Here is an 11,193-nt window from a genome sequence, read left to right as displayed (position 1 = left end):
ACGCCCCTGCGCAACCCCCATCCATTTCATTGTCCCGCCCACCCCCCCCTCCCGGGCTGCGGGCCGGGGGGCCCAACCCCCCGGGGCCCCCGCTGCCGGACGAAAGCAGCAAGTTGCCGTGGTCAGGAGATCTGCCAGACCGCCTTGCTCTTGCCGAAGAGGTTCCCGTACGTCAGCTTGCCCTTGGGGTCGGAGACGTCGAAGACGACGCTGCCGGTGACCTTCGATCCGGCCGGCAGGCCGGCGCTGCTCTCCAGCGACTCACCGCAGCTCGACATCAGGCCGCTGAAGCTGTTGGACTCCTTGCCGTCATTGCCGACGTAGGAGAAGTACATCATGTTCACCGGAGCGGTTCCCTTGATGACCTCGGCGGTCACGTCGAAGATCAGGTAGGTCCCCTCCGTCGGATCCGGCATGAAGGTGGCACACGCCTTGTCGCTGGTGCTGACCTTGTTCACGGTCACCCGCAGCTCGCCGTCGCGCTCCGCCAGCACCGCCGACTGGCCGACCTGGAACATGTCCCCGGCGGCCGGAGCGCTGGTGTCGGCGCTCGGCTCCGGCTGGGGCACACCCTGGGTGACGGCCGGGGTGGTCGGGGCGGGAGCCGCAGGCGTCTCCTCGTCACCGCCGAACATGACGACCGCGGCAACACCACCACCGCAGAGCAGCAACAGCAGGCCGAGCACCACACCGACGACGATCAGAACCGTCTTGTTGCCCTTCGCGGGCGGCTGCTGACCGTACGGCTGCTGGCCATAGGGCTGCTGACCGTAAGGCTGGCCGTACGGGGGCTGGCCCGGCTGACCGTACTGCGGCTGGCCGGGCTGCTCGCCGTACTGGGGCTGACCGTACTGCGGCTGACCCGGCTGCTCCCCGTACTGGGGCTGACCGTACTGCGGCTGACCCGGCTGCTCCCCGTACGGGGGCTGGCCCGGCTGGGGCTGGCCCGGCTGGGGCTGGCCCGGCTGGGGCTGGCCCGGCTGGGGCTGGCCATAGGGCTGCTGCTCGGGGAAACCGGGCTGCTGGCCGTACGGCTGCGGCTCGGGGAAAGCCGGCTGCTGGCTGCCGTACCCGGGGTACGGCGGCTGCGGCGCGCCGCTGACCGGGTCGTTCGGCGGCTGCTGCGGCGGTTGCCCGGACCAACCGGGTCCATTGGGGTCGTAACTCACGGGTCAGCTCCTCGCTCGGATTCAGCAGGTGCATGATGGCAAATGGCCGCATCCCACGCCATGGCCGTATCGGTCAGGAAAGTGGACGGTCCGGACAGAAGGGCCTGTTCCACCGCACCGATGTCCCCAATTCGTTACCACCATGCAGCCGAGGTCGCGCACGTCACCCATCGAGCGCGACCAATCGTGCCGCCGCCGGCATGCAACCGCCGGCCGCAGCCAGCAATCCGGCGGCGCTTTCAGCGGGCGTCAGGAAACGATGTCCTTCCGGGTGAAACGCCAGAATGCCAGCGCCCAGAAAATGGTGGCGTAGGCGATTCCCGAGATCATGCCCTTCATCAGGTCGTCGGTCTGCACCTCGGTGGAGAGCAGCCCCACCCAGGCGTTGCTGTAGTGCGTGGGCAGGAAGTTGCGCACCACCCCGAGCTGGGTGATCTGGTCCAGGATGCTCGACAGGATCCAGAGCAGCGCCGCGCCGCCGACCGCACCGAGCGGGGCGTCGGTCAGCACCGACAGCAGGAACGCCAGCCCGGCGACGGCCAGCAGCGCCACCGCGAGGAACCCGAGGATCGCCAGCAGCCGCAGCAGCCCCTCACCCGCCGGCAACTCGGCCGCGACGGTGCTCTGCAACGGCTCCCAGCCGTAGCGCAGCGTCCCCGCCAGCAGCGCGGTGCCGACCAGCAGCAGCAACGCCAGCGCCGAATAGCCGAGCGCCACCACCAGCTTCACCGCCAGCAGCCGCGCCCTCGGCACCGGGACGGCGAGCAGGTACCGCAGGCTCCCCCAGCTCGCCTCGCCGGCCACGGTGTCGCCGCAGAAGAGCGCCACCACCACGACCAGCAGGAACGAGGCGGAGACGAAGAGACAGAAGAGCGCGAAGTTCAGCCCGCCGGCGGTGGCGAGCGAGACGAAGCTGGAGCCCTCGCTGGTGCCCCGCGCGCCCCGGTCGTCGCCGGTGTCGAACTGGAAAGCGATCAGCACCACCAGCGGCAGCAGCACCATGAAGGCGAGGGTGAGCTGGGTCCGCCGCCGCGACGCCTGCCGGCGCCACTCCGCCGACAGCGGCATCGTCGCCGCCGGACGGTAGCCGGGGGCGGCCCCGGCGGACTGGGCAGGACTGGACATCATCGGTCCCCGCTTCCACGTGAGCTCTCCCCCACCAGGGCGAGGAAGGCATCCTCCAGCCGCCGTCGCGGCACCACCCGCTCCACGCCGATCCCGGCGCGCACCAGCTCGGCGACGACCTCACGGCGCGGCACCCCGTCGGTGTCGACCACCAGCGCCCCACCGGGCTCCGGCACCAGTCGTACGCCGTCGATCTTGTCGATCACGGCGCGCGCGGCGACCGGGTCGTCGACGTCGAAGAGCACGCTCGGCGACTCGCCGACGATCTCGTCGACCTCCCCGTTGGCCACGATGGCGCCCTTGTTCACGACGACCACGTGGGTGCAGGTCTGCTCGACCTCGGCGAGCAGGTGGCTGGAGACCAGCACCGCGCGCCCGTCGGTGGCGTAACGCTTGAGCACCCGGCGCATCTCGGCGATCTGCGGCGGGTCGAGCCCGTCGGTCGGCTCGTCGAGCACCAGCAGCTCCGGCAGGCCGAGCATCGCCTGGGCGATCGCCAGCCGCTGCCGCATGCCATGGCTGTAGTTACGGATCTTGCGGTGTACCGAGTCGCCGAGGCCGGCGATCTCCAGCGCCTCGTCGAAGTGCGCGTCGTCCCAGGGCCGGCCGGTCGCCCGCCAGTACGCCTTGAGGTTCTCCAGCCCCGACAGGTGCGGCAGGAAGCCGGGCCCCTCGACCAGCGCGCCGATGCGGGAGAGCACCGGCGAACCGGGCACCAGCGGATGACCGAAGACGAAGATCTCGCCGCCGCTGGGCTGGGTCAGTCCCATCAGCACCCGCAGCGTGGTGGTCTTGCCGGCGCCGTTGGGGCCGAGCAGGCCGACCACCTGACCGGGGTGCACCTCGAAGTCCACGTCGGAGACGGCGACGAACCCGTCGTCGTAGGCCTTGCGCAGGTTGCGCACCACCAGCGGCACGCCGGCGTAGCGCGGGTCGACCGAGGCGTCGTGGCGGCGGTTGCGGCGGCGCAGCACCGCGACCACCACGACCAGCCCGGCAACGATCGCGGCGACCAGTCCGATCAGCACCCAGCGCCAGAGCGCCGCCTGGGTGGGGATCGGCGTGCCGACGACAGTGGGGAGCACGACCGGGCCGTCGCCGGCGGCGATCGTGTAGACGGTCGGCTCGGTGGGGCCGGCGTACCCCTGATCGGAGGTGGCGACCACCAGTCGCAGCCGGTGGCCGGACTCGAAGCGGTGCACCACCGCGGGCAGGGTTACCTGCACCGGCTCGGCGGCCGAGAGTTCCGCGGGCAGCCCGGTCAGCCGTACCGGCGCCACCAGGCCGCCGGGCAGCGTCGCGCCGCCGTTCGGGCCGACGTCGTAGAGCTTGACGAAGAGCACCGCCTCACCGGTCGGGGAGGCGGCCCGCACCGAGACGGTCGGGGCGCCGACGACGTCCACCGACTCGGCCAGCGGCTCGGACTGGAAGATCGCGTGCTGGCCGGGAATGTCGCCCCCGAAGCCGGCCGCCAGCGAGGTGAGCGCGCCGGCGCCGGGCAGCGAGGAGACCGCGGCCGGGTTGCCGCCGGGCGGGTTCGCGACCGGCTGGGGCGGCCCGGCGACCGGCACCGCGAGGGTGGACTCCCCACCCAGCCCCGGGTACTCGTCGGCCTGGAAGCCGGTGGCGACCAGCCCCCGGTCCATCGCGTTGAAGCCGGCGACCCGCGACCAGGTGAAGCTGCCCGCCGGCGCCTCCCCCGCGCCCTTGACGTAGTGATCCAGCCACTGCACCGTCAGGTGGCGGACCCGGTCCGAGTCGCTCTGCGGGCCGTCGCCGCCGTCGTGGCCGCCGTTGTACCAGGCGACGCGGACCGGCGTGCCGTTGGCGGCGATGCCACGGGCGTTCGCCTCCGCCTCGGCGAGGGTGAAGAGCGAATCCGCGGTCCCCTGGATCAGCAGCGTCGGGGACTTGATGCGGTCGATCACCGCCGCCGGGCTCGACTCCTTGAGCCGCGCGACGGCCTCCTCGTCGGCCTGCCCGTCCGCGGCGATCCGCAGGTAGGCGGCGCAGATGTCCGGGGCGAACCGGCCGCAGGACGGATCGAGGGCGACGCCGGGGCCACCCGCCGTCGCGGGGAGCGCGGCACCACCGGTACGGCCGGTGGCGAGCCCGCCGTTGCCGAAGAAGACCCCCGCCCAGCCCTTCTTGAAGACCCCGTCGGTGGCGTCCTGGCCGCTCGACTCGGGCAGCAGCGCGGTGGAGAGGTCGTTCCAGGTGATCATCGGAACGATGGCGTCGACCCGCTGGTCGGCGGCGGCGAGCAGCAGCGCCAGCGCACCGCCGTACGAGGCGCCGACCACGCCGACCCGCGGGTCACCGGCGCCGTCGGTGCGGATCTCGGGGCGCTGCGCCAGCCAGTCGAGCAGCCGCTGCGCGTCGCGCACCTCGTGCTCGGGGTGGTCGAGGTGGATCTGCCCGCCGCTGAGCCCGAACCCCCGCGCCGTGTACGCCAGCACCGCGTAGCCCCGCTCGGCGAAGCTCTCGGCGTCGGCGCTGACCGACTCCTTCGAGCCGCCGAAGCCGTGCGCCAGCAGCACCGCCGGCACCGGGTCGGCCGCCGAGGCACCGGCCGGCAGGTAGAGCGTGGTGTCCAGCTCCACCGGCTCGGTCCCGTCCGGTCCGGACAGTACGGTGACCCGGGCGGACTCGGCCCGCCACGGCTGCGAACTCGGCCAGACCGCCCAGGTCACGGCGGCGGCCAGCAGCACGACGACCACACCGAGGAGCAGCAGGCGTCGCCGTGCGCCCGAGCCGTTCGATGGGGCCAGGGCCCGCCGGAGGGCGGCCGGCAACGGAAAAGACATGGGGATCACCGTACGGGGTGCGCGCCGCAGCCCGCGCAAGCGTCGGCGCGTTACCCTCGCCGCGTGCCCGAACCCGACCTGACGCTCACCGCCGGCCTGCGCCCGGCCGCTCTCGACGCGCGCCGCGGCATCGTCCGGCTGCACCCGGAAGCACTCGCCGCTCTCGGGCTGCGCCCCGGCGACGCGGTCCGGCTGACCGCGAACCGGGTGACCGCCTGCATCGCCGCGCGGGCCGAACCGCCGGTGAGCACCGCGCTGCTGCAGGCCGACGACCTGATCCTGGGCAACCTCGGCATCCGCGACGGCGGCCAGGTGACGGTGACCCCGCTGCCGTTGACCGCCGCGACCCGGGTGGTGCTGACCGGCCCGGTGGAGATCGTCGCGGCGGTCTCCCCGGAGATGCTGCGGCTGGCGCTGCTCGGCAAGGTCGTCACCGCCGGTGACAACGTCTCGCTGCTGCCGCAGGACGTGCTCGCCGACGCCTCCGTGCGAGGTCTCATCCACGCCGCCCGCCGCAGCCTCGCCAACACCGTCGGGTACGCCTGGACCAGCACCCTGCTCACCGCCGTCACCGTCGAACCGGCCGACGGCGCGCTGATCACGATGGACACGGTGGTCGGCTGGGAACACGGGGCCGTCACCCACGGCCCGGCCGGCGGGGTCGCCTCGCGCGACACGACGGCCCGGCCGGGCCTGGCCCCACGGCCCGCCCTCGGTGCGGCGGGCACCGTCGGCACCACAGACCCGGCGGGAACCGCGGCCGGGACCGGCACGAGGCACGACGAACCCACTGACACACCGGACGCGGACGTGCCGACCGTCGACGAGCTGCCGGGGCTGCGCGCACCGGCCCGCGAGCTGACCGAGCTGCTCGACCTGGGGCTCAACCACCGGGAGGTGCTCAGCCGGCTCGGCACCACGCTCAACCTCGGTGTCCTGATCAGCGGTCCGGCCGGCTCCGGCAAGACCACCCTGGTCCGCGCCGTCGCCCGGGAGCTGGGGGTGCGGGTCCGCGCCCTCTGGGCACCGGAGCTGGCATCGCTGACCAACGACGCCGCGGCCCGGGTGCTGCGCGAGGCCGCCGCCTCGCTGCGTACCGACGGGCCGGCGGTGCTGCTGGTCAGCGACGTGGAGGCGATCGCCCCGGCGGACGATCCCGGGCCGCTCGCCACGGTCTTCCGGCAGCTGGTCGCCGAGACCGTCCGCGGCGGCGGCGCCGTGGTCGCCACCACCGGCCGCCCCGAATCGGTCGACCCGATCCTGCGCGGGCCGGAACTGCTCGCCACCGCCATCTCCGTACCCCTGCCGGACCTGGCGCTGCGCCAGGAGCAGCTGACCGTGCTGACCCGTGCGGTCCCGCTCGCCGACGACGTACGGCTCGACGAGGTGGCCGGGCGTACCCCCGGTTTCGTCGCGGCCGACCTGGCCGCGCTGGTCCGCGAAGCCGGCGTCCGCGCGGCGCTGCGGCAGAAGGAGACGGTGACGCCGACGGTGACGATGGCGGACTTCGACGCCGCGCTGGAGGTGGTCCGCCCGACCTCGATGGGGGATGCGAGCCTGCGGCTGTCGTCGGTGACGCTGGACGACGTCGGCGGGCTGGCCGAGGCCAAGCAGACGCTCACCGAGGCGGTGCTCTGGCCGCTGAACTACCCGGAGACCTTCGCCCGGCTCGGCGTGCAGCCCCCGCGCGGGGTGCTCCTCTACGGCCCGCCCGGCTGCGGCAAGACCTTCCTGGTCACCGCCCTGGCCGGCACCGGCAAGGCCAACGTGCTCTCGGTCAAGGGCGCGGAGCTGCTCACCAAGTGGGTCGGCGAGAGCGAACGGGCCGTCCGGGAACTCTTCCGCCGGGCCCGGGAGGCCGCACCGACGCTGATCTTCCTGGACGAGGTGGACGCCCTCGCCCCGGTGCGGGGCCAGGGCACCGACGGCGGCACCACCGACCGGGTGGTCGCCTCCCTGCTCACCGAGCTCGACGGGGTCGAGGCGCTGCGCAACGTGGTGGTGATCGGGGCGACCAACCGCCCCGACCTGATCGATCCGGCGCTGCTACGGCCCGGGCGGCTGGAGCGGATGGTCTACCTGCCGCCGCCGGACGTCGACGCACGCGCGGACATCCTGCGGGCGGCGGCCAAGCCGGTGCCGCTCGCCGACGACGTGGATCTCGACGCGCTCGCCGCGCAGCTCGACGGCTTCTCGTCGGCGGACTGCACCGCGCTGATCCGGGAGGCGGCGCTGACCGCGATGCGGGAGTCGATGTCGGCGGCGACCGTCACCGCCGCGCATCTGGCGACCGCCCGCGAACGGGTCCGGCCGTCACTGGACCAGGCGCAGGTCGCCTGGCTGGAGGCGTACGCGGAGAAGCAGCAGAACCGCTGACAGCTCAGTGCGGCAGGCGGATCTCGGCGTGGACCAGACCGTCGTCGCTGCGCAGCCGCGCGCCGCAGTCCCGCAGCAGCGCCAGCGCGGCGGTGTTGCCGCTGGTGGTGGTCGCGTGGACAGCGTGTGCGCCGTGCCGGGCGGCTTCGAAGAGCAGCTCCCGCAGCGCGGCGCGGCCGATCCCCTGCCCGCGGGCCGAGCGGCCGAGCCAGAGGCCGGTCTCCATGTCGCCCGGTTCGTCGCGGTGGCAGAGCCGGATCATGCCGACGACGGCTCCGCCGACGACGACGGCGTACATCTGGGTGCGGGTGGGGCCGCCCAGGCCGCCGAAGTGCAGCCGGTGGAACACCCGGAACGCCTCCCGGCGCGCCTGCGACCAGCCGGCCGGTGCGCTGACCGGCGGCATGACCTCCTCGGGCTGCGCCTCGGCAGCCGCCACCGAGAGGAGCGGCTCCAGGCTCTCCTCGTCCAGCGGCGCGAGCTGCACCCGTGCGGTCACAAGGCGGAGTTTTCCCCGGCGGTGCGACGGCGTCCAGCCAATTCGCCCCGCGCGCACCGTTCGGCCCACCCGATATGACCTCACGGTGATCACCTGATCACAACAGGCTGACATGGCGACCGGGAGGGCACTGCGGGCAATTCGCGTACGGGAGACGTCACGGACCGTTAGCGTCGGGCGAAGGTGAGACAGCTACGCGACAGGGGGATCGAGCATGTTGAAGAAGCTGCACGAGTCGGGCCTGAAATCCGAGCACTGCTACATGGCGGGCTTCGCCAGCATCGGGGCGGCGTACCTCAGCTGGCTGATCTCGAAGAACCTGGAGAAGGCCGAGATCGACCGGGCCGACCGGTGGGGCATCTTCATCGGCGAGTGGGCCCCGACCTTCTTCGCCATCGGCAACGGCCTGGCGCTGTACGAGAAGCGCTGACGTGCCGACGGCGGCCGGCCACCCCGATGCGGGCGGCGCGACAGGCGGACAGGTCAGCGGCGGCGGCGGGTCCGTGAGGCGCGCAGCCGGCGCAGCCGGCCGATCAGCATCGGCTCGGCGGCCAGTGCCGCCGGGTTGTCCAGCAGGGCGTTGAGCAACTGGTAGTAGCGGGTCGCCGAGATGCCGAAGGTGTCGCGGATCGCCTGTTCCTTCGCCCCGGCGTAGCGCCACCAGCGCTGCTCGAAGGCGAGAATCGCCTGCTCCCGTTCGGCCAGGTCGCCCACGGGCGCGGCGCCGGCGCGAGCGGACGGGACCGGCGACGGCTGCACGTCCGGGTCCTCATCGACCGCCGGCGCAGACCCGTCCGGCGCCTCCTCCACGGCGGGATCGGTCGCGTCGGCCGGGGTGACGACCGGCGCGTCCACGGCCGGCCGGGGAGCCGGGACGGTGGGCCCGGTATCGGTGGCGGCGGTGTTCGCGCTCGGCTCCATCGGGCTCCTCACGGGACGACCGGCGGCGCCGGTGGGACGTACGAGCGGGGCTCACCGGCGCAAGGCCGGCCGGCGGCTGCCACCAGCGGGAACCGGCCCGGGCCGCCGGCTATCAGCGTAACGACACCCCCGACGGGGCGCACGACACGCGCGGGGTGGCACCTTCCGGCGCCACCCCGCGCACGTGCCCGTGAATCGGCTCAGGCGATGTCACGCCGGCGCATCGCCCAGAGGGCCGCGCCGAGCACCAGCAGCGTGCCGATAGCGAAGACCAGCCCGGAGTCCTGCCAGGTGAGCACCATCTCCGCGGGCACGCACTCGCCCTGCACCATTGTGCAGTTGACGTAGTCGAAGAGCGGGAGTTCCCGTTCGAACCACGCCATCAGGTGTGCGGTGAACGTGAAGCGGTCGGGGAAGCTCGTCCCGAGCACACGCAGCAGTGGCAGGACCGCCACCTCGTTGATCACGAAGATCCCGACGAGCCCGCCGAGCGCGAGCGCGGTGTGCCGACCGAGGGAGGCCAGCCCGAACGCCACGACGGCCGCGGCGAGGATCAGTCCGACCGTCCGCAGCCCGGTCAGGCCGGTCGACGTCCACGCGCCGGCGGTCATCTCGCCCATCGTGCCGCGATAGGTGCCGATCAACCAGTACGCGACGGTCCAGCAGACGCCGAGCAGCACACTGACGCCGAACAGTCCGGTCACCAGCGCAGCCAGCTTGGTGAGCAGCACCTTCAGCCGTCCCGGCTGCCAGAGCAGCAGGTTCATCATGCCGCCGCTGGTCCACTCCGCCCCGACGAAGGAGGCGCCGATGAGCACCGCCGCCAGCACGAGGAGCAGGCCGAGACCCATCAGGCGTCCACCGAATTCACCGGCGAAGTTGAACTCGTACGGCTGCTGGACGTACCACTCCAGCTGCGGCCCCCACTCCCGGCCGCAGTCCGGGCCGTAGTTCATCTCGGTGTTCTCGCCACGGGCCTCGGCGGCCTCGCAATCGGCGATCGACCTTTCGTGGTCGCGCACCGCCTGCTGGTACTGCGGCTGGGCGGCGGCTTCGGCCGCTGCCCGCCCTTCAGGGGTGGACTGGTGGCTGGTGAAGGCCGTGGAGGCGGCCATCCCGCCGAGCAGCAGCGCCACCAGCGCCAGGGTCACCCGGGTCAGCCGGCGCTTGAAGAGCCGCCGCAGTTCGGTGTTGAAGAAGCTCATGCGCCGCTGCCTTCCTCACGGGTGCCGGTACTGCCCGCCGGCGCGTCCGCGACGACCGCGGACTGGTCGACCTGGCGATGCTGGCCGGGCACCGGCATGGTGCCGGTCAGCTCCAGGAAGACGCTCTCCAGGTCGGCCTCGAGCGGTGTCAGCTCGCTGATCCAGAGCCGGCGTTCGGCCAGCGCCCGGGTCACCACGGCCGGCTTGTCGACGCCGTTGATCAGCAGGTGGTCGGGGTGGGCGGTGACCTGCAGGCCGGCGCCGGTGAGCGTCTCGGCCGCGAGCGGGAGGTCGGTGACCGCCTCCAGCCGGACCCGCAGGGCGTTGCCGGAGTGCGCGGCGAGCACCTCGTGGACGGGGCCGGCGGCGACCCGCCGCCCCAGCGAGATGATGGTGACCTCGTCGCAGATCAGCTGCACCTCGCCGAGGATGTGGCTGGAGAAGAGCACGGTCATGCCGCTGTCGGCGAGGTCGCGCATCAGCGAGCGCATCTCCCGGATCCCGCTGGGGTCCAGGCCGTTGGCCGGTTCGTCGAGGATCATCAACTTCGGCTCCTTGAGCAGCGCGGAGGCGACCGCCAGCCGCTGCTTCATGCCGAGGGAGAAGGTCTTGACCCGGTCCTTGGACCGGTCCCGCAACCCGACCAGTTCCAGCACCTCGGTTACCCGCCGCTGCGGCACGTCGCCGGCGCCGGCGAGCAGCGAGAGGGTGTCCCGGGCGCTGAAGTTGCCGAAGAAGTGCGGGCTCTCCACCACCGCGCCGACCTGGCCGATCACCTGGGGCAGAGCGGCCGGCACCTCCTGGCCGAAGAGCGCCATCCGGCCGCCGTCCGGCTCGATCAGACCGAGCAGCGTACGCAGAGTGGTGGTCTTGCCGGAGCCGTTGGGCCCGAGGAAGCCGTGCACCTGCCCGGCGCCGACGGTCATGTCGAAGCCGTCGAGCGCGTGCCGGACGCCGCGTCGGCGGCTCCGGTACGTCTTGCGTAGTCCTGCTATTTCCAACACAGCGGTCACGCCGCCCACCTTCCTTCTATGACGGCCCAGACACTACTGCGTTATGCGCAATAGCGGTACCCCGACGCGCGGACCACA

General features: G+C 72.8%; 9 protein-coding genes. 2 read left to right on the top strand and 7 right to left on the bottom strand.

All coding sequences use genetic code 11. The annotated features are described in order from the left end of the window. Positions 1-122: 122 nt before the first annotated feature. From ACK8GG_RS12120 to ACK8GG_RS12110, 3 genes are all read right to left on the bottom strand, one after another. Positions 123-1,169: a DUF4352 domain-containing protein gene (locus tag ACK8GG_RS12120; protein ID WP_440356330.1), complete on the bottom strand. Its 1,047-nt coding sequence runs from the start codon at positions 1,167-1,169 to the stop codon at positions 123-125. A gap of 249 nt (positions 1,170-1,418) precedes the next feature. After that, on the bottom strand, positions 1,419-2,297 hold the full coding sequence (locus ACK8GG_RS12115; RefSeq protein WP_440349406.1) for an ABC transporter permease: 879 nt from the start codon (positions 2,295-2,297) through the stop codon (positions 1,419-1,421). Beyond that, entirely contained in the window at positions 2,294-5,101 is a 2,808-nt protein-coding gene (locus ACK8GG_RS12110; protein WP_440356329.1) for an alpha/beta fold hydrolase, read from the bottom strand. Before ACK8GG_RS12110 ends, ACK8GG_RS12115 begins: the two co-directional genes overlap by 4 nt. Positions 5,102-5,164: 63 nt before the next feature. On the opposite strand from ACK8GG_RS12110, the gene ACK8GG_RS12105 reads away from it, so the two are divergent. Next, positions 5,165-7,477 carry an AAA family ATPase gene (locus ACK8GG_RS12105; protein WP_440356328.1) on the top strand — a complete coding sequence of 771 codons (2,313 nt, stop codon included), beginning with the start codon at positions 5,165-5,167 and terminating at the stop codon, positions 7,475-7,477. 4 nt (positions 7,478-7,481) lie between these two features. On the opposite strand, the gene ACK8GG_RS12100 is transcribed toward ACK8GG_RS12105, so the two are convergent. Continuing rightward, complete coding sequence (locus tag ACK8GG_RS12100) at positions 7,482-7,976, bottom strand: GNAT family N-acetyltransferase (protein WP_440356327.1); 495 nt, start codon at positions 7,974-7,976, stop codon at positions 7,482-7,484. Positions 7,977-8,190: 214 nt separating this feature from the next. On the opposite strand from ACK8GG_RS12100, the gene ACK8GG_RS12095 reads away from it, so the two are divergent. After that, entirely contained in the window at positions 8,191-8,406 is a 216-nt protein-coding gene (locus ACK8GG_RS12095; protein ID WP_440356326.1) for a hypothetical protein, read from the top strand. 53 nt (positions 8,407-8,459) lie between these two features. Here the strand turns inward: ACK8GG_RS12095 and ACK8GG_RS12090 are convergent, their stop codons facing one another. From ACK8GG_RS12090 to ACK8GG_RS12080, 3 genes are all read right to left on the bottom strand, one after another. Further along, positions 8,460-8,897: a DUF3263 domain-containing protein gene (locus ACK8GG_RS12090; protein ID WP_440356325.1), complete on the bottom strand. Its 438-nt coding sequence runs from the start codon at positions 8,895-8,897 to the stop codon at positions 8,460-8,462. A 200-nt stretch (positions 8,898-9,097) separates the two neighbouring features. Next, a complete protein-coding gene (locus ACK8GG_RS12085) occupies positions 9,098-10,102 on the bottom strand; it encodes an ABC transporter permease subunit (RefSeq protein WP_440356324.1) in 1,005 nt (334 codons plus the stop codon). Then, positions 10,099-11,115, bottom strand: a complete 1,017-nt coding sequence (locus tag ACK8GG_RS12080) for an ABC transporter ATP-binding protein (RefSeq protein WP_440356323.1) — start codon at positions 11,113-11,115, stop codon at positions 10,099-10,101. The genes ACK8GG_RS12085 and ACK8GG_RS12080 overlap by 4 nt, the downstream gene beginning before the upstream one ends. Positions 11,116-11,193: the final 78 nt, after the last annotated feature.

This window comes from Melissospora conviva (assembly GCF_049523535.1).
In the GTDB taxonomy this organism is placed as follows: Bacteria; Actinomycetota; Actinomycetes; order Mycobacteriales; family Micromonosporaceae; genus Melissospora; species Melissospora conviva.
This window is presented reverse-complemented; position numbering and strand designations above follow the sequence as displayed.

Bases quoted from the DNA above. Each gene is read 5' to 3' on its own strand.
- ACK8GG_RS12095 (WP_440356326.1), top strand. From the start codon at position 8,191: ATGTTGAAGAAGCTGCACGAGTCGGGCCTGAAATCCGAGCACTGCTAC.
- ACK8GG_RS12110 (WP_440356329.1), bottom strand. From the start codon at position 5,101: ATGTCTTTTCCGTTGCCGGCCGCCCTCCGGCGGGCCCTGGCCCCATCG.
- ACK8GG_RS12115 (WP_440349406.1), bottom strand. From the start codon at position 2,297: ATGATGTCCAGTCCTGCCCAGTCCGCCGGGGCCGCCCCCGGCTACCGT.
- ACK8GG_RS12085 (WP_440356324.1), bottom strand. From the start codon at position 10,102: ATGAGCTTCTTCAACACCGAACTGCGGCGGCTCTTCAAGCGCCGGCTG.
- ACK8GG_RS12090 (WP_440356325.1), bottom strand. From the start codon at position 8,897: ATGGAGCCGAGCGCGAACACCGCCGCCACCGATACCGGGCCCACCGTC.